We start from the raw sequence: 23,233 nt of genomic DNA, 5'->3' as shown, positions 1-23,233 counted from the left end.
ATCCAGGATGAACGTGTTGCCTGGGCGTTTTTCGCGAGCAAGCTCGCTTCTACAGTGGCGTTGCGCAAGTCTCACCCTATCAGCGTTTCAATTTCTGCACTCGGCCAGTGTTTTCAGTTGCCCGGCGCTGGACTGGTTAGCCTCCGACAGCCACTGTTCGAACCCCGCGTCAATCGCCGGCCATTCCGAATCCAGTATAGAAAACCATGCCGTATCGCGGTTCTGGCCCTTGACCACCATGTGCTGGCGGAATACCCCTTCGAAACTGAAACCCAGGCGCTCGGCTGCGTATCGGGAGCGGGCGTTGCCGTTGTTGCATTTCCATTCCAGGCGACGGTAGCCCTGCTCGAACGCATACTTGGCCAGCAGATACACCGCCTCGGTGCTTTTCGGCGAGCGCTGCATCGGGGCGCCGAAGGTGACATGGCCGATTTCGATACGGCCCTGGGCCGGGACGATAGACATCAAACTCAGGATGCCCTGCACCTCATCGTTGGCGCGGTCGACCACACTGAAGAAATACGGGTCGGTGCTGGCCGCGTGGTTGTTCAACCACACATCGAACGCGGCGCGCTCGGCAAACGGGCCGTAAGGCAGATAGTCCCACAACTTGGGGTCGGCGCCGGGGCCTTCGAGGGCTTGCCACAGTTGATCGGCGTGGCGCGCGGGGTCGAGTTTGACCAGGCGGACAAAACGTCCTTCGAGCAGTTGAGCCGTGGGCGCCGGAACGCCTTTCCAGTCAGCGAGGGAGGTGGGCATGCTGCGCTCCTTAAAGGGCTTTGCGAAATTGAATTAAACCTGGGCGTTCAGCGATGCGCTCATAGAGCTGGATCGCCGTGGCGTTGGTCTCGTGGGTCAGCCAATGCACTTTGCCGCAGCCATCTGCCTTGGCCGTGGCATAGACGAACTCGATCAGTTTGCGACCGACGCCGGTGCCGCGTTGGGCCGAGTCCACGAGCAGGTCCTGCAGGTAGCAGGAGTTCTCGATGCTCCAGTTGGAGCGATGGTAGATGAAGTTGACCATGCCCACCGCCTTGCCGTCCTGCCAGGCCAGCGCCGAATGGGTCGGCTCGTCGGCGTCGACCAGGCGTTGCCAGGTACTTTGGCTGACTGCGTCCGGCAATTGCGTGTTGTAGAACGTCAAATACGCCTGCCACAGCGGCAACCAGGCGGTGTGGTCGGCGGCGCTGACCTGGCGAATCTCGAGCGGGCTCATTCTGGAACTCCTTGGGGCATAAAGCGGGCGAGGGTCTGGTCGCGTACATCGACACTTGTGGCCAGGCCATCGCGTACGCCGGCGATGTCAGCCGCGCTGCGGTTTTGGCTGAGTTTGCGTTTGCCGATCAGGCGATCGATGGGCAGCGCGAAGCCGACGATGGCCTTGAGCATGCTGTCAATGTAGCCGGCCGGCGCGTCGCTGACTTTCCAGGGCTGGTCGCGAGCGCTTTCATGGCGATCGGTGAGCGCGCTGACCAGGCCCAGCAGGCGCTCGGCGTCGGTGAACACATCGGCCTTGCCGTAGGCGTGCACCGCCAGGTAATTCCAGGTCGGTACCACTTTGCCGTGCTCGGCCTTGGCCGGGTAGAACGCCGGGCTGATATAGGCCTCGGCGCCGGCGAAGATCACCAGGGCGTCGCTGCCGTTCTGCAAGTCCTGCCATTGCCGATTGGCCTTGGCCAGGTGCCCGTAGAGCGTGCCGCTGGGGCCTTCGTCGGGGTTGAGCAGCAGCGGCAGGTGGCTGGCTTGCAAGCCATGCTCCCCAAAGGTCACCACCTGCGCCAGGCGAGTGTGCTGGATCAGTTGGTGCAGTTCGGGCAAGTCATCAAGGGCGAAGGCGTTGGGTGTATACATGATTTTTTCCTTGGCGAATGCGTTCATCCTAGGCAGGCTAATGGTTCGATGTAAGAGCCATCTCGGGTAAATTTCATAGGTCCAATTGCCATGTTGCCGATAGAGCCGCCGCTGTCTTTCAACCCCGCCGGCATTGAGCTGGATCGGCGCCAGGGGCTGACACGTCAGTTGTACCAGGCGTTGCGTCAGCGTGTACTGGACGGGCGCCTGGTCAGCGGCACACGGCTGCCCGCCAGCCGCGATTTGGCTGCTGCCCTGGCGATATCCCGCAACAGCGTAGTGCGCGCCTATGACCAGCTGTATGCCGAGGGGTTTATCGAGGCTCGGGTAGGTGATGGCACTTACGTTGCGCAGTTGCCGCACACCCCGGCCCGCGTCGCAAAATTATCCACAAAACCATCCACAGGCTTATCAACAGGCTTATCCCCAGCGTTATCCACAAATTCTCGCCGTTCAGCCGACATTTCCAGCCAAAAAGTTATCCACAGTTCGGCGCTGGAACGCCTCGACCGGCACCATTTGCCCCGTCCCCCCAGCGGCCCGCCACGCGCGTTTCGGGTGGGCGTGCCGGCGTTCGATCTGTTCCCGTTTGAAGTGTGGGCCAAGCTGAACGCGGCATTCTGGCGCCGACCCGACCTGCAACACCTCTGTTACGGCGACCCGGCCGGCGACTGGCGCCTGCGCGGGTTGATCGCCGCCTACCTGCGCAGCTCGCGGGGTTTGCAGTGTGGCGCTGAGCAAATTGTGATCACCAGTGGCGCGCAGCAGGCCATCAGCCTTTGTGCACAGCTGCTGGTGGAGCCGGGCGATGGCGTCGCTGTTGAAAATCCAGGCTATCGCGCCGCCGGGCATGCCTTCGCGATTGCGGGGGCACACTTGCATGGCGTGGCGGTGAATGCCGAGGGCATCGATTGTGCGGCGCTGTCGAGGCTGGAAGGTTGCCGCCTGGCGTATGTCACGCCGTCCCACCAGTACCCGACCGGGGTGGTGATGGGCCTGGCCCGGCGCCTGGAGCTGCTGGCGTGGGCCGAGCGCAGCGATGGCTGGATCGTCGAGGACGATTACGACGGCGAGTACCGCTACAGCGGCGCACCGTTGGCGCCCTTGGCTGCGTTGGATCGCAGCGGGCGCGTGCTGTACGTGGGCACGTTCGGCAAGGTGGCGTTTCCGGCCCTGCGCCTGGGTTACCTGGTGCTGCCCGCAGGCCTGGTGCAGGCCTTCGCCCAGCGCCGCGCGGTGGATGTGCGGCATTCGGAAATCAGCACCCAGGTGGTGATGGCCGAGTTCATGGCGGCCGGGCATTTCCAGCGGCATATCCGGCGCATGCGCCGCGCGGCGTCGAGTCGCCGTGATGCGGTGCTGGCCGGTTGGCCCCAGAGCGTGGCCGGCCTTGGCGACTTACCGGCGATGACGGCGGGGCTACACTTCATGGTCAAGGTCGACAGCATCGAGCGCGAGCAGGCCTTGGTTGCCAGGGCTGAAGCGGCCGATGTCGAGGTCAATGCCCTGAGCCGCTACTGGTTGCCTGATTCCACCGGCCCGACGGACGCGCAGGCAGGGCTGGTGCTGGGCTTCGCCGCTGTGCCGCCTGCCGCGATCGCCCAGGCCCTGGCGCGTTTACGCCAGGCCTGGGCTGGCTGAACGCGGCCGCTCACCTTCCCAATTTGATCTGGCAATGATGAGCAGCGCATAACCGAGCAAGCCGTAAGACGAGACGTGCATGCGCCGCCCGGCCAGAGCGTGTAGGGGTGCTTACCTATGCGTCGGCGTCAGTCCAGTTCGCCACACAGGTTGACGGCCACCAATTGGCGAATGACATCCGCCGCCAGACCGGCGCCGACCAGCGCGTTGAGCTTGCCCAACGCGGTTTCCCGGGTCATGCCCGCGCCCGAAACAACGCCCGCGCTTCGCAGGCGGCTGCCCGCTTCGTACACGTCCAGTTCCACGCCGCCTTCATGGCATTGGGTGATTGCCACCACCACGATGCCGGCGTCCCGTGCCCGCTCGAGGCTGGCGAGAAACGCGGGATTGTCGCTCGGCCCGGTGCCGCTGCCGAAGCACTCGAGCACCAGGGCCTGGATGCCACTGCCGAGCAAACCATCAAGCTGCGCAGGCGTGATGCCCGGCACCAACGGCAGCACGCCGATGCAGGCCGCCGCCTTGTCCTGGCGATAATCCAGCTTGCCCGGCACCGATTCGGCACGGGCGACACCGCCCTGGCGTTGCAGGGTGGCGAACGGCTTGCGGCCGAAGCTGCGGATCTTCGCGCAACGGGTCGGCGCCAGCAGCTCACCATGGAAGTACAGCTGCACCCCCGGCGCCAGGCCTTCACCGAGTGCTGCAAGGGCGCCGCCCAGGTTTTCCCAGGCGTCGCTGTCCGGCACACCGGCCGGCAGCATCGAACCGGTAAACAGCACCGGTGCCGGCAAACCCAGCAGCTGGAAGCTCATCGCGGCGGCGCTGTAGGCCAGGGTGTCAGTGCCGTGCAGGATCAGCACCGCATCGCAGCCGGCGTCGATCGCCTCGACCACCGCCACACGCAGGCGTTGCCAGTAAGCCGGGGTCATGTTGGCGCTGTCGATCAGCGGCGCCATTTCGCGAAAGCGCCACGTAGGCACGGTGAGTTGCGGTTGGCTGGCGAGGTAGTCGCTCATCCGCGCTTCAAACCCCGAAGCGGGTGCCAGGCCGTTGGCACTGGCCTGCATGCCAATGGTGCCGCCGGTATAGAGCACCATGACGTGCTGGGCGGGTTGGGTCATTTGATTCTCCTGAACGAAAAACGCCGCGAGGCCCAGAGCATGCCCAAGGCCTCGCGGCGTGTCATCTGCTTAGCGTTGTGCCTGGGCGTTCAGTTCAGCAGCGGCCTGCACGGCAGGGTCCGGCTTCACCGGATTGGCCGGCCAGGCCTTGCGGTCCAGGTCCAGATCAGGGAACTGGCTGGAGTCGAACACCGGGGTCTTGATGCCTGCGGCGCGCTGGTTGTCGTAGTCGTTCAGGATGCGCATGGCGATCTTGAACAGGAACGCCAGGGCGAACAGGTTGACGAACGCCAGCATGGTCATGGTGATGTCGGCGAAGGCGAACACGGTGCCCAGGTTCTCGATGGAACCCCAGAAAATCAGCACCAGCACCAGTGCGCGGTAGCCCATCAGCACCTTGCGGTTGTTGCCGACCAGGAAGCGCAGGTTGCTCTCGCCCAGGTAGTAGTTGTACATGATCGAGGTGAACACGAACAACGCCAGGGCCACCGAGATGAACATGCGGCCCCAGTCACCCACCACTGCCGCCAGGGAGTTCTGGGTCAGGGCAATGCCGTCGCCTTCGAAGCCTGGGGTGTAGAAGCCGGACAGCAGGATCAGCAAAGCGGTGCAGGTGCAGATCACAAAGGTGTCGAGGAACACGCTGAACGCTTGCACCACACCCTGGGCGATCGGGTGTTCCACCGACGCTACGGCTGCCACGTTAGGCGCGCTGCCCAGGCCGGCTTCGTTGGCAAACACGCCGCGTTTGACGCCCATGATGATCGCGCTGCCCACCAGGCCACCGAAGGCCTGGTCGAGGCCGAACGCGCTCTTGACGATCGTCGCGAGCATGGCCGGCACATGGTCGAATTGCAGCACGATCACGTACAGGGTCACGGCGATGTAGACCAGGGTCTTGACCGGTACCAGCAGGTCGGCGATCGAGGCGATACGCTTGATCCCGCCGATGAATACCAGGCCCAGCAACACCGCCAGCGCGAGGCCGGTGTAGGTGGTGTCGAGGCCGAAGGCGTTATTCAGCGAGTGGGTCACGGCATGGGCTTGCAGGCCGTTGAAGGCGAAACCGAAGGTCACCAGCAACAGGAACGCCATCACCATTCCCAGCCAGCGTTTGTGCAGGCCGTGCTGGATGTAATAAGCCGGCCCGCCACGGTAGGTGCCTTCGGCGTCGGTGCGCTTGTACAACTGGCCCAGGGAGCACTCGATGAAGCTCGAAGACATGCCCACCAGCGCGGTGACCCACATCCAGAACACGGCACCGGGGCCGCCCAGGGTCACGGCAATGCCGACGCCGGCGATATTACCGGCACCGACGCGGCCCGCCAGGCTGAGCATCAGCGCCTGGAATGAACTGAGTTGGCCGGAGCTGCTCTTGAGGCTGTCGCGAAACACCGAGAACATGTGGAAAAAGTGACGCAACTGCACGAAACGCGAGCGAATCGTGAAATAACCGCCGAGCCCGACAATGAGCACGATCAGTACTTTCCCTGAGAGGAAGTCGTTGATGACTTCGAGCATGGAGTGTTCCTCGCTGATTTTTCTAATGGCAAACGCAGGACGGTCCGACGCATCGTATGGCACCAGGCAGTGCACGACAGTTCGACCCCAATCCTTTTGCGGGTGTTGTTATTCATGCGGTTTCGCGTTGTACCCGGGCCTCGTTACCGACGGCCGCAGACGCGAGAGGGGCGGCACTATACCTAGGCGAATGTGATCCGTCTGCCTGGGCCGATTAAAGGTTTCAGCCAAGCCGTTACAGAAGAGGTGGGTTTGCGGTGCGATATTGGTTTTTTATGGGCGTCATTTCACAACCTCAGAGCAAAAAAAAGGGCCTGAAGAACGAGCCTTCAGGCCCTCAAAAGGTGAGAGGTGTCTAGTCCCTCAACCTGGTGAGCGGTGCAACAAACACTTAGGCCTTCAACGGGACCAAGCGTGGAGCGATCATGTTTTCGGGGCGCAGGATGTCGTCGAGCATGGCGTCGTCGAGCAAGCCTTCTTCGCGCACCAGTTCCAGCACGCCGCGGCCGCTTTCCAGGGCGATGCGCGCGATGCGGGTGGCGTTTTCATAGCCGATGTAAGGGTTCAGCGCGGTGACCAGGCCGATGGAGTGCTCCACCAGCTCGCGGCAGCGCGCTTCGTTAGCGGTGATGCCGACGATGCAATGCTCGCGCAGCATGTCCATGGCGCGTTGCAGCAGGCGGATCGAGTCGAAGATCTTGAACGCGATCAGCGGCTCCATCACGTTCAACTGCAGTTGGCCGCCTTCGGCTGCCATGGTCAGCGCCAGGTCGTTGCCGATGACCTGGAAGGCCACCTGGTTCACCGCTTCCGGGATCACCGGGTTGACCTTGCCGGGCATGATCGAGCTGCCTGGCTGGCGTGCCGGCAGGTTGATCTCGTTGATCCCGGTACGTGGGCCGCTGGACAGCAGGCGCAGGTCGTTGCAGATCTTCGACAGCTTCACGGCGGTACGCTTGAGCATGCCCGAGAACAGCACGAAGGCGCCCATGTCGGAGGTGGCTTCGATCAAGTCGGCAGCCGGTACCAGCGGCTGGCCGCTGATCAGGGCCAGGCGTTGCACGGCCAGGGCCTGGTAGCGCGGGTCGGCATTGATGCCGGTACCGATGGCGGTGCCGCCCAGGTTCACTTCGGTCAACAGCTCCGGCGCCAGGGTTTTCAGGCGGGCCAGGTCTTCACCGAGGGTAGTGGCGAAGGCGCGGAATTCCTGGCCGAGGGTCATCGGCACGGCGTCTTGCAATTGGGTACGGCCCATTTTCAACACATGCCCGAACTCGACGCCTTTGGCGGCGAACGCCTGGATCAGGCTGTCGAGGCTGGCCAGCAGCGCGTCATGGCCCAGCAGCAGACCCAGGCGGATCGCGGTCGGGTAGGCGTCGTTGGTCGACTGCGCCATGTTCACGTCGTTATTGGGGTGCAGGTATTGATACTCGCCCTTCTGGTGGCCCATGGCCTCCAGCGCGATGTTGGCGATGACTTCGTTGGCATTCATGTTGGTTGAAGTGCCGGCGCCGCCTTGAATCATGTCCACCACGAACTCTTCGTGGAAATCGCCGCGGATCAGGCGGGCACAGGCTTCACTGATAGCCGCGTGCTTGGCTTCGCTGAGTTGGCCCAGTTCGCGGTTGGCGTCAGCGGCTGCTTGCTTGACCATTGCCAGGCCGACCACCAATTTCGGGTAATGCGAAATCGGAACGCCCGAGAGGCGGAAGTTATTCACCGCTCGCAGGGTCTGGATGCCGTAATACGCTTGAGCGGGTACTTCGAGTACGCCAAGCAGGTCTTTTTCTGTGCGGAATGATGCAGCGGAGGACATGACGGAAATCATCTCGATATGGACCCGGAACTGGCCGGAACGCTGCGAATGCTAGGCTTGTAGAAGTTTTTGGGCCAATGCTGTTAAACACTGGCCTATGCACAAACGGCATAATGTGGATGTGACCCGGTTACCATGACGGGCGTGTGTGCCAAAATGGTGCATTCCCGTGGAGGCAGTGATGAACCTTGAAAGCAAATGGCTGGAAGACTTCAGCGCCTTGGCGGCGACGCGCAGTTTTTCCCAGGCGGCGGAGCGGCGCTTTGTCACCCAGCCGGCGTTCAGCCGACGCATTCGCAGCCTGGAGGCCGCGTTGGGCTTGACCCTGGTCAACCGATCGCGCACGCCGGTGGAGCTGACGGCGGCGGGCCAGTTGTTCCTGGTCACCGCACGCACGGTGGTCGAGCAGCTCGGTGAAGTGCTGCGCCATTTACATCACCTGGAAGGCGGGCAGGGCGAAGTCATGCAAGTGGCAGCCGCGCACTCCCTGGCGCTGGGCTTTTTCCCACGCTGGATCGCGCAGTTGCGCAATGAAGGCCTGAACATCGCCACGCGGCTGGTGGCGACCAACGTCGGCGATGCCGTGCATGCGCTGCGCGAAGGCGGTTGCGACCTGATGCTGGCGTTCTATGACCCGGATGCGGCGATGCAGATGGACGCGGAGATCTTTCCCTCGCTGCACTTGGGCAATACCGAAATGCTCCCGGTGTGCGCCGCCGATGCGGACGGAAAACCGTTGTTCGACCTCGAAGGCGAGGGCAGCGTGCCTTTGCTGGCCTACAGCGCCGGCGCGTTCCTGGGCCGTTCGGTGAACTTACTGCTGCGCCAGCGCGCCCTGCGTTTCACGACGATCTACGAGACGGCCATGGCCGACAGCCTCAAAAGCATGGCGTTGGAAGGATTGGGTATCGCCTGGGTGCCGCAATTGAGCGTGCGGGCGGAGCTGGCCCGGGGCGAATTGGTGGTGTGTGGCGGATCGCAGTGGCACGTGCCGCTGGAGATTCGGCTGTACCGCTGTGCGCTGGTGCGCAAGGCGAATGTGCGGTTGTTGTGGCGCAAGCTGGAAGGTGGCGCGGCACAGAATACCTGAGCCGAACACAGGTCAAATGTGGGAGGGGGCTTGCCCCCGATTACGGTGTGTCAGGCACTGGATATGTCACTGATACACCGCTATCGGGAGCAAGCCCCCTCCCACAGGGTTTTGTGGTGATTTGGCTGACTCTTAAGTCAATAAAACCGCCACTTTGCACCGCTGGGCAGATGGTCGTCCAAGGGGCTGTTTATCTGGATTATTACGGTATACTGCGCGGCCTTCGGCCGGTCCAACCGGCCTTAATTCGTACACCAAGCCACGCCGGATTTCCCGCGTGGCTTGTTGTTTTTTGACGCGCCTGCGGGCGCCCAGAGAGAAGAGGCACGACGATGAGTGCATTGGTTGGCGTGATCATGGGCTCCAAGTCCGATTGGTCCACCCTTAGCCACACCGCCGATATGCTGGAAAAACTCGGCATTCCGTATGAAGTGAAGGTGGTCTCCGCCCACCGCACCCCGGACCTGCTGTTCCAGTATGCCGATGAAGCAGAATCCCGTGGCATCGAGGTGATCATCGCCGGTGCCGGCGGTGCGGCGCACTTGCCAGGCATGTGTGCAGCCAAGACTCACCTGCCCGTGCTGGGTGTGCCGGTGCAGTCGTCGATGCTCTCGGGCGTGGATTCGCTGTTGTCCATCGTGCAGATGCCCGCCGGCATCCCGGTAGCGACCCTGGCGATCGGCAAGGCCGGCGCGATCAACGCCGCGTTGCTGTCCGCCAGCATCCTGGGCGCCAAGCATCCGCAGTTTCATGCGGTGCTGAAAAAATTCCGTGCTGAGCAGACAGACAGCGTGCTGGACAATCCAGACCCACGTATCGCCTGAGGTTGTTGACGATGAAAATCGGTGTAATCGGTGGCGGCCAACTGGGTCGCATGCTCGCTCTGGCGGGAACCCCGCTGGGGATGAATTTCGCTTTCCTGGACCCGGCGCCGGACGCTTGCGCGGCCGCCTTGGGTGAACACCTGCGCGCGGACTACAGCGACCCGGACCACCTGCGCCAGTTGGCCGACGAAGTCGACCTGGTGACCTTCGAGTTTGAAAGCGTCCCGGCCGAAACCGTGGCCTTCCTGTCGCAGTTCGTACCGGTGTACCCGAGCGCCGAAGCCCTGCGCATCGCGCGCGACCGCTGGTTCGAAAAGAGCATGTTCAAGGACCTGGGCATTCCGACGCCGGCCTTCGCTGATATCCAGTCCCAGGCGGACCTGGACGCCGCCGTCGCCAGTATCGGCCTGCCGGCCGTGCTGAAAACCCGCACCCTGGGCTATGACGGCAAGGGCCAGAAAGTGCTGCGCACCGCTGCCGATGTAGTTGGCACCTTCGCCGAGCTGGGCAGCGTCGCCTGCCTGCTGGAAGGCTTTGTGCCGTTTACCGGCGAAGTCTCGTTGATCGCCGTGCGCGCCCGTGATGGCGAAACCCGTTTCTACCCGTTGGTGCACAACACCCACGTCAACGGCATCCTCAAGCTCTCCGTGGCCAGCACTGACCACCCGCTGCAGGCGCTGGCCGAAGACTACTCCAGCCGCGTGCTCAAGCAGCTGGATTACGTCGGCGTGATGGCGTTCGAGTTCTTTGAAGTCGATGGCGGCCTCAAGGCTAACGAAATCGCCCCGCGCGTGCACAACTCCGGGCACTGGACCACCGAAGGCGCCGAGTGCAGCCAGTTCGAAAACCACTTGCGGGCGGTGGCGGGCTTGCCGTTGGGCTCCACGGCCAAGGTGGGCGAGAGCGCCATGCTCAACTTCATCGGCGTGGTACCGCCGGTTGAGCGGGTAATGGCGATCGACGATTGCCATGTGCATCACTACGGCAAGGCCTTCAAGGCCGGGCGCAAGGTGGGTCACGCCAACCTGCGTTGCAAGGACCGCGCGACCCTTCAGGCGCAGATTCTCAAGGTCGAAGCCTTGATCGCCGAACAATAAGCCGCGCCGCCACGGGAACCATTAAGGCTCGGCGTCTCTCTGATTGCAGGATGCCGAAGTCTGACTAGGCTTTGGCATGTCTCATACCAATCAGAGGGAAATGCCATGGGTATTATCGGAACCATTTTTATCGGCTTGATCGTCGGCCTGCTGGCGCGTTTCCTCAAGCCTGGCGACGACAGCATGGGCTGGATCATGACCATCCTGCTGGGTATCGCCGGCTCCCTGGCCGCGACTTACGGTGGTCAGGCACTGGGCATCTACCAGGCGGGTCAAGGCGCAGGCTTCCTCGGTGCCTTGGTCGGCGCTATCGTGCTGCTGGTGATCTACGGCCTGATCAAAAGGAAATAACCAGCCGACAAAGTCCTCTGCGCTGCGCAGGCGCAGAGGGCTAGAATGCTCGCCACCTGAACTTGCCGAGCCTCTGCATGCGCCATCTTTTGTTGACTCTCCTCTTGCTGGGCCCAGGCCTGGTACACGCTGGCGAACTGCCGGAAACCGACTGGCTGGACCTGATGCCACTGTCGGATCAGAAAGCCCTCGAGGCCATGCCCGAGATCGATCACAACTCCCCCGAAGCCCAAGGCACCTTTACCGATAAAGGCGGCTTGAAGCAGAGCAAAGGCTTGCCGGCGGTGATGTATTCCACCAAGACCGTGGCGGCCATGAACGGCAAGAACATCCGTATCGGCGGCTACCCGGTGCCGTTGGAAACCGACGCCAAGGGTCGCAGCACGCTGTTTTTCCTGGTGCCCTACCCAGGCGCCTGCATCCACGTGCCGCCACCGCCGCCTAACCAACTGGTGCTGGTGCGGTATCCGAAGGGTTTGAAGCTGGAGGATATCTATACGCCGCTGTGGGTCACGGGCACGTTGAAGGTAGAGAAGGTGAACAACGATCTGGCGGATGCGGCGTATGCGCTGGATGCGGGGAAGGTGAGGGTGGTGAAGGAGTCGGATCTCTAGGTTTGCACAGAACCAATGTGGGAGGGGGCTTGCCCCCGATAGCGGTGTATCAGTCACCTATGAATTGACTGAACCACCGCTATCGGGAGCAAGCCCCCTCCCACATTTTGATCTTCATCTACAGGGCGATAGCGGTGATGCTCACGCCGAGGGTGTGGCTTTCGCCTGGCTTCAAGGCCACCACATCTTCCAGCACATTCGCCGTCTCGATGCACAGCATCCCCTGCCAGCCATCGTCGGCCATGTCATCGAAGGCCTTGGCGCGTTCGGTCCAGGGGTTCCAGATCACCGTCGATTTCGAGCCCTGGCTGGTGAGTTGCACGCGGCGTCCCCAGTCTTTATCGACAATACTCAGTTCAGCCGGCGTATCCAGATAGATGCGATCGGTCTCTGCGGTGAAGTGCAGCAGGCCGGATTGCTGTTTCTCGGCCCAGCCATCGGCGGTGTCGATGTATGTCGACCCGTCCAGGCCTTCGACCTGCACGTTGCGCACATCGCTGACGGCGAAGTAGGTGTGCAGCGCCTGGCTGAGCGTCACCGTGTCAGTGCCACGGTTATGGCTGGTCAGGTGGATATGCAACTGGTCGTCCAGCACCAGGCTCAGCTTCAAATCGACCGGATGGGGCCAGCCAGGAAAGCCGCCGGCGGGTACCGGCAGCACAAGGTCTACCCGCAGCGCTTGGCCTTGCAGCTCGGTCGCGGCTAACTCCCACAGCGCCGTACGCACAAAACCGTGGGCACCGGCCGGCTGATCGCTGTGGCGCATTGCCTTAACACTCTGCGGGTTGCGGTCGAATAGGCCAAACCACGGCCAGCAAACCGGTACGCCGGTGCGGATGCCTTTGCCTTTTTTGAACACCGCTTCAGGATTCGGCCAGATCAGCGGCTGCTCGCCGTCGCGCTGGTAGCTGAAGAGATGCGCGCCCTGTTGGGCCACCATCAATTCAGCGCCGTTGTGGCGGATGCGCCAGCAGTCCAGCTCGTCGATTTTCACGGTTTCAACGTGGGGCGTCGGCATAACAAAGCACTCTCAGTGGCAGGCAATGGGGCAATTGACCGTCAAAACCCGGTGAGGTTTAACGCGCGCGCGATGGAACCGAGCGCGTGCGGCCACTGCCATCGATGGCGACGAACACGAATACCGCCTCGGTGACCTTGCGCCATTCGCTGGACAGCGGGTCGTCGCTCCACACTTCGACCATCATCTGGATCGAGCTGCGGCCGATTTCCAGGGCCTGGGTATAAAAGGACAACTGCGCGCCCACCGCGACCGGTACCAGGAAGGCCATGCGATCAATCGCCACGGTCGCCACGCGCCCGCCCGCGACCTTGCTGGCCATGGCAGTGCCGGCCAGGTCCATCTGCGCGACCAGCCAGCCACCGAAAATATCGCCAAAACCATTGGTTTCACGCGGAAGCGCGGTGATTTGCAGGGCGAGATCGCCTTGCGGGATAGGATCTTCTTGTTCGAGTTCGATCATGCCGAGGGTGCCTCTGACCCGTGACGCTTCATGGGTATTTCAAGTGGATAGCCGTCTTCTGGAAAAACGTTTCAGCACCAACATACACCGCTCGATGCGTTTCTCGTAAGGCGAACTAAAGGGAAACTCTGCCAAATCGGCTGGATGGCGCCCAACAACGTTTTGGCACAGCAGCCCCTCAAGGCTGGGGTTCCTGCGCTTGCACGGGCGAGTATATCGAGACGCCGGCGCGACGACGACCACCTGAGGCTCATTTGGTCGGTAAATAGACGCTGTATCGGGGCTTTTGCGCGCAACTGTTCTCATGGCGCTGTGCTTTTTCAAGCGATTTGCTATCTTGCCAAACCCGCCGCAAGTCACAGGCGCGCAGTCCTTTACGATGACTACTATAAGAGAAGCCTTGCCATGTCCTCCGTGCCCGCAAGCAGCGCGCAACCTTCGCGCCCGCTGACCCGCAACGACTACAAAACCCTGTCGCTGTCTGCCTTGGGCGGGGCGCTGGAGTTCTACGACTTCATCATTTTCGTGTTTTTCGCCACGGTGGTCGGAAAACTGTTCTTCCCCGTCGACATGCCCGAATGGCTGCGCATGATGCAGACATTCGGCATCTTCGCCGCCGGCTACCTGGCCCGCCCCCTGGGCGGCATCATCATGGCGCACTTCGGCGACCTGCTGGGCCGCAAGAAAATGTTCACCCTGAGCATCTTCATGATGGCCGTGCCGACCTTGATCATGGGCCTGCTGCCGACCTACGCGCAGATCGGCTTGTGGGCGCCGCTCCTGCTCCTGCTGATGCGCATCATCCAGGGCGCGGCCATTGGCGGTGAGGTTCCCGGCGCCTGGGTATTCGTCTCCGAACACGTGCCGCCACGCCATATCGGCTACGCCTGCGGCACCCTGACCAGCGGCCTCACCGCCGGTATCTTGCTGGGTTCGCTGGTGGCCACGGCGATCAACTCGATCTACAGCCCGGAGCAGGTTTCAGAGTTTGCCTGGCGTATTCCGTTCCTGCTCGGCGGCGTGTTCGGCTTGCTGTCGGTGTACCTGCGACGCTGGTTGCATGAAACGCCGATCTTCGCCGAAATGCAGCAACGCAAGACCCTGGCCGCCGAGCTGCCGTTGCGCGCGGTACTGCGCGACCATCGTGGCGCTATCGTGTTGTCGATGCTGCTGACCTGGCTGCTGTCGGCGGGCGTCGTGGTGGTCATCCTGATGACCCCGACCGTGCTGCAGACCGTCTACCACTTCAGCCCCACGGTGGCGTTGCAGGCCAACAGCCTGGCTATTGTCACCCTGAGCCTGGGTTGCATCGCCGCCGGCGCGCTGGCCGACCGCTTCGGCGCCGGCCGGGTGCTGATCACCGGTTGCGCCTTACTGCTGGCCACGTCCTGGACGCTTTATCACAGCCTGATGGCCCATCCGGACTGGCTGTTCCCGCTGTACGCCTTGACCGGCCTGTTTGTAGGCACTATCGGCGTGGTGCCTTACGTGATGGTGAAAGCTTTCCCGCCGGTGGTGCGCTTCAGCGGCTTGTCGTTTTCCTACAACGTGGCCTACGCCGTGTTCGGCGGGCTGACGCCGCTGGCGGTGTCGCTGCTGATGAAGGAGAGCCCGATGGGGCCGGCGTACTATGTGGCGGTGCTGTGTGTGATGGGGATGGTGGTGGGTGGGTATCTGTGGAAGCGTGGGCGTTGAGCGAGTAGGAAGCCTTTTATGTACACGGAGGTACCTTCCAGTTGGATTTTTTACAGGGGGCGCCATGTGGAGAGCCTTGTCTGGCATTCTGATGCTGGTAAACGAGCTCCTCCCGTGAGCATGTTATCCAGAGCCATTGCTGCGTCGCGGCTGTTGATTACTTGGTATTCGACCATAAGATCGAGCAACCAAAGTGCACCGTGCACTTGCAGGCCGTCTCGAATTGCCTGGCGGCGGAGCTTCCCATCACCCGTCAGTAACGGCCTGCCGGTTACTTGTGCCAGCAGGTAACAGGAAACGTCCGCCAATGAGCTGTTGTTGTGTTCGACTTTGAGTTCTACGAGCTTTCTTACGCCGTCCTCATCGAATGATTCGACAAGCAGGCCCCGCGCGAGCAGCTCGTCACGGGGAAAGTCCTCCAGTTCGTGCATGACGAAATCAGTGCAACAAAGAGTGAATGGCAGTCTGAACATATGATCCAGCAATCCCGCGTTTCTGAAGTCAATCCAGATGTTGGTGTCGCTGATATAGATCAGGCTCATGCACTCTCCAGTGAGCCCAGAAAATTGGGATCCAGAGCCTTCACTGGACGACGCAGTAACTCAGCCGCTCGTGACTTGGTAATAAGACCCTCTGCCAACCCCCAAAATACCAGTGATTCGAAACGCTGAGGGGGTTTGCAAGGTAGCGGTTCAGGCTCCGCCTTTCGCCAGCCATTGCTGCTGAATTGAATAGTCAGGGACTTATAGCCACCTTCACCCAACAGGTTGAGGTCTTTCAAACGACGGAGCGCCGCATGCATGGATAGCCCGTATTGCCGTTTGACGATCAAAAGCTCACGGGGGTGAACACGTGATCGCTGATGGCTGCCAAAGTCTCCGGTGACACTTTTAGCGGGATAAAGAAAAGCCCCTGCAAAGCGGTGGCAGCAGTTTTCCTTATCGCGCTCGGACATATCATCTGGCAGGCGCATCACCCAATGTCCCAATTCATGGGCTGCAGTGAAGCGAATGCGCTCACCGGGTCGTTGCGCATTCAATGCAATCAACACGTGTTGGCCGTCATGAGTAGCGGCGCAGGCACCATCAAAATCATCAGGGCCGTTCAGCATCACCACCTTGATGCCGTGCTCTTCCAACTGCTCGGTCAGATGGGCGATAGGATCTTCACCGATGTCCCAATATCGGCGGAGCTCATCTGCCGCTCGTTCAGCTTCGCCAATAGACGATACCGACAACATCTGCGCAGGCGTTTTGGCAGTTTGGATGTCCACCGGGTCGAAGCACTCTTCAAGGGCGATATAACGTTCCAGATGCTCTCGAATCTGCTCCTCGACCTGGATCTGCCGGTATCGCGGCATCTTCGCCAGCTTACGAAATTCCAGCGGAGCGAGTGGCAATGCCTGGGTACGGAAAAAATACTCCGGGCTCACCTCCAGCGCCTTTGCCAATTGCAAAAGGCGCTGGGAGTTGGGGGTACTCGACCCTTTTTCATATTTGCTCAGACCTTGCTTGGTTATATCGCCAAGACTGAGCGCGAGCGCTTCCAGCGACATACCACGCAACAACCTTGCGCGGCGAATTCGATCATTAATCATGTGAGATCTCCTTAGGTTGACAAGGCTATGCTTTTGCATTTTTTTGTCAACCCAAGGTCTACGTTGGATGTCCGAATCCCGGCGGGTGAGTTTGCGTTGGCGCGAGGGAGGTTAGTAAGGCCGGTTCCGAGCGACAACCCTAAATAGTTGTGGGAACTCTCTGGTTAACAATTACAGAGTGTTTCTAAACCATAGGCCCATGACGCTCATCTGCTCATGCAACCCAGTATTTCCGAGCGTTTGCCTCTCAAATGCCCGTCCTCTTCCAATACTGGCCTTTCATCTAATTGTCACATTCCAGACATAGAGTGTTCACACGGCCTACCGATACTTGGCCCCGATCCAACTATCCCTATCTGCTAGGAGTAAGGCATGAAACTGAAGCGTTTGATGGCGGCAATGACGTTCGTCGCTGCTGGCGTTGCAACTGCCAACGCGGTGGCTGCTGGTGTTGACCCGGCCATCCCGGCTTACGTAAAGACCACTGGTGTGTCGGGCAACTTGTCCAGCGTCGGTTCCGATACCCTGGCCAACCTGATGACCCTGTGGGCCGAGGGTTACAAAAAGGAATACCCGAACGTCAACATTCAGATTCAAGCTGCCGGCTCCGCCACTGCGCCACCTGCGCTGACTGAAGGCACCTCCAACCTGGGCCCGATGAGCCGCAAGATGAAGGATACGGAGCTGGCGGCCTTCGAGCAGAAGTACGGCTACAAGCCAACCGCTATCCCGGTTGCCGTGGACGCCCTGGCAGTCTTCGTGCACAAGGACAACCCGATCCAGCACCTGACCATGGAACAGGTCGACGCGATCTTCTCCTCGACGCGTCTGTGCGGCGCCAAAGCCGACGTGAAAACCTGGGGTGACCTGGGCGTGACCGGCGACCTGGCCAACAAGCCGGTGCAACTGTTCGGGCGTAACTCGGTGTCCGGCACTTACGGCTACTTCAAGGAAGAAGCCCTGTGCAAAGGCGACTACAAGCCTAACGTGAACGAACAACCGGGCTCGGCTTCGGTCGTGCAGTCGATCAGCTCCTCGCTGAACGGCGTCGGTTACTCGGGCATTGGCTACAAGACCGCCAGTGTGAAGACCGTGGCGTTGGCCAAGAAAGGCAGCACTGACTTCATCGAAGACACTGAAGAAAACGCCCTCAACGGCAAGTATCCGCTGTCGCGTTTCCTCTACGTGTACGTCAACAAAGCCCCGAACAAGCCGCTGGCCCCGCTGGAAGCTGAGTTCGTGAAACTGGTGCTGTCCAAGCAGGGCCAGGAAGTGGTGGTCAAGGATGGCTACATCCCACTGCCAGCCAAAGTGGCCGCCAAGGCCCTGGCTGACCTGGGTCTGAAAGAAGGCAACTAAGCCTGCTTTACCTGGTGTAGCAGCGGGCCCTGTGGGAGCGAGCAAACCGGCTCACCACACGGCCCCTGCAGCCCTAATTTTTGTGTCCGCTGCCAGCTTTGCTACGCGGCGGATTTCTTGCGTCACTGCATTGTCATCTTTCTGTCATACAGGATCGCTAGGGTGTGCGCATGAATGATCTGGCCAATTCCACCATGACGACGACTTCTCCCCCAAGCGCATTGATTTCAATACGCCTGAGCTGCAACGCAAGCGCCGCATTCGCGCGCTCAAGGATCGTTTCACCCGTTGGTATGTACTGGTCGGCGGTCTCGCTGTGCTGGCTGCCATTACCCTGATTTTCTTCTTCCTCGCCTATGTCGTTGCGCCGCTGTTCCAGGGCGCCTCGCTGACCAAGGAAGACGCGCTGACGCCCGCCTGGATGCAGGACGCCGGCAAGCCCTTGCTGATCTCGCTTGAAGAACAGAACCAGGTCGCCATGCGGGTTTCCGACAAGGGCCAGGCGCTGTTCTTTGAAGTCGACACTGGCGCTGAATTAAAGCGCGTCGACCTGCCACTGCCGGCCGGTACCCAGGTGGTGTCCATCGGTGAAGACCAGCCGGGCAGCCCGTTGGTGATCCTGGGTCTGTCCAACGGCCAGTCCATGGTGTTCCGCCACACCTACAAGGTGTCCTACCCGGACGGCAAGAAAACCATCAGCCCTGCGATCGAATATCCCTACGGTGAAACGCCGATCGTGTTGGATGAAGCCGGCCGCCCGTTGGAGCACGTCGCGCTCAATGCCACCGATACCTCCCTGGTGGTGGCCGGCTCGGCCGGTTCGCACTTGAACGTGCTGACCCTGAGCCGTGAAGAAAACATGATGACCGGCGAAGTCACCAGCGAGCAGAAGCGGGTCGAACTGCCGCAAATGACCGAGCCGGTGAAGGCGATCTTCATCGACCCGCGCCAGCAATGGTTGTATGTGATCAACGGTCGCGTCCTGGCCGATGTGTTCAGCCTGCGCGACAAGAGCCTCAACGGTCGCTACAAACTGCTTGAAGACGGCAATGCCGAAGTCACCGCCAGTACCCAGCTGGTGGGCGGCATCTCGTTGATCGTCGGTAACTCCAAAGGTGGCCTGGCCCAGTGGTTCATGGCCCGCGACCCGGATGGCGAGCAGCGCCTCAAGCAAATCCGTACCTTCCAGATGGGCACTGCGCCCATCATGGAAATCACGGCTGAGGAACGTCGCAAAGGCTTCACCGCCCTCGACGCTTCCGGCCAGTTCGGCGTGTTCCACAGCACCGCGCACCGCACCTTGTTGGTCGACCCGGTGGTCGACGGCCAGGGCGTGTTCGGCCTGTCACCACGGGCCAACCGCGTGATCGTCGAGGCCGGTGGCAAGCTGCAACCGCTGCTGCTCGACAATCCGCACCCGGAAGTGTCCTGGAGCGCGCTGTGGAGCAAGGTCTGGTACGAGAACTACGACGAGCCTAAATACGTCTGGCAATCGACCGCCGCCAACACCGACTTCGAACCCAAGATGAGCCTGGCGCCGCTGACCTTCGGTACGCTGAAGGCCGCGTTCTACGCGATGTTGCTCGCCGCGCCGCTGGCCGTTGCCGCCGCGATCTACACGGCTTACTTCATGGCCCCGACCCTGCGCCGCAAGGTCAAGCCGGTGATCGAGTTGATGGAAGCGATGCCGACGGTGATCCTCGGCTTCTTCGCCGGCCTGTTCCTGGCGCCCTATGTGGAAGGGCACCTGCCGGGGATTTTCAGCCTGCTGATGCTGTTGCCGATCGGCATCCTGGTGGCCGGCTTTGTGTTCAGCCGCTTGCCTGAATCGATCCGCCTGCGCGTTCCCGATGGCTGGGAAAGCGCGATCCTGATCCCGGTGATCCTGTTAGTGGGCTGGCTCTCGCTGTACATGAGCCCGTACTTGGAAACCTGGTTCTTCGGCGGTGACATGCGCATGTGGATCTCCCATGACCTGGGCATTACCTACGACCAGCGCAACGCCCTGGTGGTCGGCCTGGCCATGGGCTTTGCGGTAATCCCGAACATCTACTCCATCGCTGAAGACGCCGTGTTCAGTGTGCCGCGCGGCCTGACCCTGGGCTCCCTGGCCCTGGGCGCCACGCCATGGCAGACCATGACCCGCGTGGTCATCCTCACCGCCAGCCCGGGCATCTTCTCTGCGCTGATGATCGGCATGGGCCGCGCGGTCGGCGAGACCATGATCGTGCTGATGGCCACCGGTAACACGCCGGTGATGGAGATGAACCTGTTCGAAGGCCTGCGCACGCTGGCGGCCAACGTCGCGGTGGAAATGCCCGAGTCGGAAGTGGGCGGCAGTCACTACCGCGTGCTGTTCCTCTCGGCGCTGGTGCTGCTGCTGTTCACTTTCATCATGAACACCCTCGCCGAGCTGATTCGTCAGCGTCTGCGCAAGAAATACTCGTCGCTTTAAGAAAGGTAGAAGTCTGTGAAACAGAACTCCCTGAATGGATGGTTCAAGAGCGGCGCCCCGGGCGTCTGGATCAGCGGTGGCGCGGTGTCCATCGCGGTCATCATGACCCTGGGTTTGCTGGCGGTGATTGCGGTGCGCGGTTTGGGCCACTTCTGGCCGGCTGACCTGATCCAGGCCACCTACAACGTGCCGGGCCAGGAAAATCATATCGTCATCGGCGAAATGGTGCAGAAGGAAGAAGTGCCCCGCGAGCGCCTGAAAAGCGCTGGCCTGCCGGTGCCCGACGAGGGCCCGGAGTTCATGACTCGCGAGCTGATCAAGGTCGGCAACCGCGACTTGAACGGCAATGATTTCACCTGGATCGTCGGCGAATGGTTGAAGGACCAGACCAAACCGGTGCAGTTGATGACCATCGAGCGACGTGAGTGGGGTAACTTCTACGGCACCCTGGTCAACGTCAAGCAGGACGGCAAGGTCGTCGCCGAAGGCGAGGCCGCGTGGCCGGAGCTGCAAGCTCGCGTAGATCGGGTCAACAAGCTCGCCGCCCAGCTCAAGAGCCTGGAAAAAACCGATATCGGCGCGATCAACGCCGGGCTGGAGCGCGTCCGCCTGCACGGCCGCAAGTTGGAACTGGAAGGCAAGCTCGACGCCGCCGCCCAAGCCGACATGGACGCCGACCGCGCCGAATTGAATGCCCGCTATCAGGACATCGAAGCGCGCCTGGCCGACCTGCACGCGCAGTTCAACCGCGACGCGCTGACGGCCCGTGACGGCAACGGCAAGGAAATCGAAATCGGCATCGGCAAAGTGGTGCATGCCTACCAGCCGAACGCCATGGGCACGATGACCAAGATCGGCTTCTACTTCAGCAAGGTCTGGGAGTTCTTGAGCGACGACCCACGGGAAGCCAACACTGAAGGCGGAATCTTCCCGGCGATCTTCGGCACTGTGATGATGACCTTGATCATGGCGATGATCGTGACGCCGTTCGGCGTGCTGGCAGCGGTGTACCTGCGTGAATACGCCAAGCAGAACGCCCTGACGCGGATCATCCGCATCGCGGTCAACAACCTGGCGGGCGTGCCGGCCATCGTCTACGGCGTGTTCGGCCTGGGCTTCTTCGTGTATGTACTGGGTGACTCGGTGGACCGGCTGTTCTTCGCCGAAGCCTTGCCGGCGCCGACCTTCGGTACGCCGGGCCTGCTTTGGGCCTCGCTGACCCTGGCGCTGCTGGCGGTGCCGGTGGTGATCGTGGCGACTGAAGAAGGCCTGGCGCGCATACCTCGCACCGTGCGTGAAGGGTCCCTGGCACTCGGCGCGACCAAGGCGGAAACGCTGTGGAAGATCGTGCTGCCAATGGCCAGCCCGGCGATGATGACCGGCATGATCCTCGCCGTGGCCCGTGCCGCCGGTGAAGTGGCGCCGCTGATGCTGGTCGGCGTGGTGAAGCTGGCCCCGTCGCTGCCGTTGGACGGTAACTACCCATACCTGCACCTTGACCAGAAGATCATGCACCTGGGCTTCCATATCTATGACGTCGGCTTCCAGAGCCCCAACGTCGAGGCAGCGCGGCCGCTGGTGTACGCCACCGCGTTGCTGCTGGTGCTGGTGATCGCCACGCTCAACCTGTCGGCGGTGTGGATACGTAACCACCTGCGCGAGAAGTACAAGGCGTTGGACAGCTAAAGCTATTAGCCACAAGCGGCAAGCTACAAGCCGCTTTTGCTCAAATCTTGCAGCTTGCAGCTAAAAGCTTGCAGCTACGAACGGAGTGAGACCATGCAACATGAAACCCATTCCCACGGCATCAACATGTCTGCCCTGGGTCGCGACAAGCAGAGCCTGAGCCTGGCCCAGGAAACCGTGGCCATCGAAGTGCCCGGCCTGAGCCTCTACTATGGTGAAAAGCAGGCGCTGTTCGACGTCAGCATGAACATCCCCAAGCAGCGCGTGACCGCCTTCATCGGCCCGTCGGGCTGCGGCAAGTCCACGCTGCTGCGCACCTTCAACCGCATGAACGACCTGGTGGACGGTTGCCGTGTGGAAGGCGCGATCAACCTCTACGGCACCAACATCTACCGCAAGGGCGAAGATGTGGCCGAGTTGCGCCGCCGCGTGGGCATGGTGTTCCAGAAGCCCAACCCGTTTCCCAAGACCATCTATGAAAACGTGGTCTATGGCCTGCGCATCCAGGGCATCAACAAGAAGCGCATCCTCGATGAAGCCGTGGAATGGGCGCTCAAGGGGGCCGCGCTGTGGGATGAGGTCAAGGACCGTCTGCACGAGTCGGCCCTGGGCCTGTCCGGCGGCCAGCAGCAGCGCCTGGTGATCGCGCGCACCATCGCCGTGGAGCCTGAAGTGCTGTTGCTCGACGAACCGTGCTCGGCGCTCGACCCGATCTCGACGCTCAAAGTCGAAGAGCTGATCTACGAGCTCAAATCCAAGTTCACCATCGTCATCGTGACCCACAACATGCAGCAGGCGGCGCGGGTGTCCGACTACACCGCGTTCATGTACATGGGCAAGCTGGTGGAGTTTGGCGATACCGATACCCTGTTCACCAATCCGGCGAAGAAGCAGACCGAAGACTACATCACCGGTCGCTATGGCTAGGGCTGGGGTGCTAGCCGCAAGCTTCAAGCGGCAAGTAAAAGCAGTTCAGTGCCACGACACCTATCAACTTGCAGCTTGTAGCTTGTCGCTTACAGCGTTTGCGGAGCAAA

General features: G+C 61.4%; 21 protein-coding genes. 11 read left to right on the top strand and 10 right to left on the bottom strand.

The genetic code is table 11. The features are described from left to right. Window positions 1-87 precede the first annotated feature (87 nt). The 3 genes from C4J89_RS26495 to C4J89_RS26485 are packed head-to-tail and all read right to left on the bottom strand — an operon-like array spanning window position 88 to window position 1,851. Window positions 88-759, bottom strand: a complete 672-nt coding sequence (locus C4J89_RS26495) for a GNAT family N-acetyltransferase (protein ID WP_124415945.1) — start codon at window positions 757-759, stop codon at window positions 88-90. Between the two features lie 10 nt (window positions 760-769). Continuing rightward, window positions 770-1,216 (bottom strand): GNAT family N-acetyltransferase, encoded by a 447-nt coding sequence (locus tag C4J89_RS26490; RefSeq protein WP_124365028.1) that lies wholly within the window; start codon window positions 1,214-1,216, stop codon window positions 770-772. After that, window positions 1,213-1,851: an FMN-binding negative transcriptional regulator gene (locus C4J89_RS26485; RefSeq protein WP_124415944.1), complete on the bottom strand. Its 639-nt coding sequence runs from the start codon at window positions 1,849-1,851 to the stop codon at window positions 1,213-1,215. Before C4J89_RS26485 ends, C4J89_RS26490 begins: the two co-directional genes overlap by 4 nt. A gap of 90 nt (window positions 1,852-1,941) precedes the next feature. Between C4J89_RS26485 and C4J89_RS26480 the strand changes: the two genes are divergently transcribed. Continuing rightward, window positions 1,942-3,492: a PLP-dependent aminotransferase family protein gene (locus C4J89_RS26480; protein ID WP_124415943.1), complete on the top strand. Its 1,551-nt coding sequence runs from the start codon at window positions 1,942-1,944 to the stop codon at window positions 3,490-3,492. 128 nt (window positions 3,493-3,620) lie between these two features. Here C4J89_RS26480 and C4J89_RS26475 read toward each other — a convergent pair whose 3' ends face one another. The 3 genes from C4J89_RS26475 to aspA all read right to left on the bottom strand — a co-directional run bounded on the left by C4J89_RS26475 (window position 3,621) and on the right by aspA (window position 7,947). Continuing rightward, a complete protein-coding gene (locus tag C4J89_RS26475) occupies window positions 3,621-4,610 on the bottom strand; it encodes an asparaginase (protein ID WP_256658902.1) in 990 nt (329 codons plus the stop codon). Window positions 4,611-4,679: 69 nt separating this feature from the next. Then, window positions 4,680-6,131, bottom strand: coding sequence for a sodium:alanine symporter family protein (locus tag C4J89_RS26470; RefSeq protein WP_124415942.1), 1,452 nt, complete (start codon window positions 6,129-6,131; stop codon window positions 4,680-4,682). A 391-nt stretch (window positions 6,132-6,522) separates the two neighbouring features. Next, entirely contained in the window at window positions 6,523-7,947 is a 1,425-nt protein-coding gene (aspA, locus tag C4J89_RS26465) for an aspartate ammonia-lyase (protein WP_124368861.1), read from the bottom strand. Between the two features lie 181 nt (window positions 7,948-8,128). Here aspA and C4J89_RS26460 point away from each other — a divergent pair, with 181 nt between their 5' ends. The 5 genes from C4J89_RS26460 to C4J89_RS26440 all read left to right on the top strand — a co-directional run bounded on the left by C4J89_RS26460 (window position 8,129) and on the right by C4J89_RS26440 (window position 11,923). Further along, entirely contained in the window at window positions 8,129-9,037 is a 909-nt protein-coding gene (locus C4J89_RS26460; protein WP_057726084.1) for a LysR substrate-binding domain-containing protein, read from the top strand. Window positions 9,038-9,369: 332 nt separating this feature from the next. Beyond that, on the top strand, window positions 9,370-9,861 hold the full coding sequence (purE, locus tag C4J89_RS26455) for a 5-(carboxyamino)imidazole ribonucleotide mutase (protein ID WP_003195648.1): 492 nt from the start codon (window positions 9,370-9,372) through the stop codon (window positions 9,859-9,861). Between the two features lie 11 nt (window positions 9,862-9,872). Next, window positions 9,873-10,958 (top strand): 5-(carboxyamino)imidazole ribonucleotide synthase, encoded by a 1,086-nt coding sequence (locus C4J89_RS26450; protein WP_124365023.1) that lies wholly within the window; start codon window positions 9,873-9,875, stop codon window positions 10,956-10,958. A gap of 105 nt (window positions 10,959-11,063) precedes the next feature. Then, complete coding sequence (locus tag C4J89_RS26445; protein ID WP_003231726.1) at window positions 11,064-11,309, top strand: GlsB/YeaQ/YmgE family stress response membrane protein; 246 nt, start codon at window positions 11,064-11,066, stop codon at window positions 11,307-11,309. 77 nt (window positions 11,310-11,386) lie between these two features. Further along, entirely contained in the window at window positions 11,387-11,923 is a 537-nt protein-coding gene (locus C4J89_RS26440; protein WP_124365022.1) for a DUF3299 domain-containing protein, read from the top strand. A gap of 118 nt (window positions 11,924-12,041) precedes the next feature. Here C4J89_RS26440 and C4J89_RS26435 read toward each other — a convergent pair whose 3' ends face one another. Together C4J89_RS26435 and C4J89_RS26430 are read right to left on the bottom strand one after the other, a co-directional pair. Next, window positions 12,042-12,941 carry a D-hexose-6-phosphate mutarotase gene (locus tag C4J89_RS26435; RefSeq protein ID WP_124415941.1) on the bottom strand — a complete coding sequence of 300 codons (900 nt, stop codon included), beginning with the start codon at window positions 12,939-12,941 and terminating at the stop codon, window positions 12,042-12,044. A 58-nt stretch (window positions 12,942-12,999) separates the two neighbouring features. Next, window positions 13,000-13,404 (bottom strand): acyl-CoA thioesterase, encoded by a 405-nt coding sequence (locus C4J89_RS26430; RefSeq protein WP_003176975.1) that lies wholly within the window; start codon window positions 13,402-13,404, stop codon window positions 13,000-13,002. Window positions 13,405-13,809: 405 nt separating this feature from the next. Between C4J89_RS26430 and C4J89_RS26425 the strand changes: the two genes are divergently transcribed. Beyond that, window positions 13,810-15,099, top strand: coding sequence for an MFS transporter (locus C4J89_RS26425; RefSeq protein ID WP_124415940.1), 1,290 nt, complete (start codon window positions 13,810-13,812; stop codon window positions 15,097-15,099). A gap of 50 nt (window positions 15,100-15,149) precedes the next feature. Here the strand turns inward: C4J89_RS26425 and C4J89_RS26420 are convergent, their stop codons facing one another. Both C4J89_RS26420 and C4J89_RS26415 read right to left on the bottom strand, forming a co-directional pair. Continuing rightward, window positions 15,150-15,641, bottom strand: a complete 492-nt coding sequence (locus C4J89_RS26420; protein WP_124415939.1) for a type II toxin-antitoxin system VapC family toxin — start codon at window positions 15,639-15,641, stop codon at window positions 15,150-15,152. Beyond that, entirely contained in the window at window positions 15,638-16,696 is a 1,059-nt protein-coding gene (locus C4J89_RS26415; RefSeq protein ID WP_124415938.1) for a helix-turn-helix domain-containing protein, read from the bottom strand. The genes C4J89_RS26420 and C4J89_RS26415 overlap by 4 nt, the downstream gene beginning before the upstream one ends. Window positions 16,697-17,068: 372 nt before the next feature. Here C4J89_RS26415 and C4J89_RS26410 point away from each other — a divergent pair, with 372 nt between their 5' ends. From C4J89_RS26410 to pstB, 4 genes are all read left to right on the top strand, one after another. Next, window positions 17,069-18,055: a phosphate ABC transporter substrate-binding protein PstS gene (locus tag C4J89_RS26410; protein ID WP_124365019.1), complete on the top strand. Its 987-nt coding sequence runs from the start codon at window positions 17,069-17,071 to the stop codon at window positions 18,053-18,055. 421 nt (window positions 18,056-18,476) lie between these two features. Beyond that, window positions 18,477-20,510, top strand: coding sequence for an ABC transporter permease subunit (locus tag C4J89_RS26405; RefSeq protein WP_164487627.1), 2,034 nt, complete (start codon window positions 18,477-18,479; stop codon window positions 20,508-20,510). Window positions 20,511-20,525: 15 nt separating this feature from the next. Beyond that, window positions 20,526-22,196, top strand: a complete 1,671-nt coding sequence (gene pstA / locus C4J89_RS26400; RefSeq protein ID WP_124415936.1) for a phosphate ABC transporter permease PstA — start codon at window positions 20,526-20,528, stop codon at window positions 22,194-22,196. Window positions 22,197-22,289: 93 nt separating this feature from the next. Then, complete coding sequence (pstB, locus tag C4J89_RS26395) at window positions 22,290-23,123, top strand: phosphate ABC transporter ATP-binding protein PstB (protein WP_048723523.1); 834 nt, start codon at window positions 22,290-22,292, stop codon at window positions 23,121-23,123. Window positions 23,124-23,233: the final 110 nt, after the last annotated feature.

Origin of the sequence: Pseudomonas sp. R4-35-07 (assembly GCF_003852235.1) — a bacterium.
In the GTDB taxonomy this organism is placed as follows: domain Bacteria; phylum Pseudomonadota; class Gammaproteobacteria; order Pseudomonadales; family Pseudomonadaceae; genus Aquipseudomonas.
Note: the sequence above shows the minus strand (reverse complement) of the source record. Positions and strands in the feature narration are given on the sequence as shown.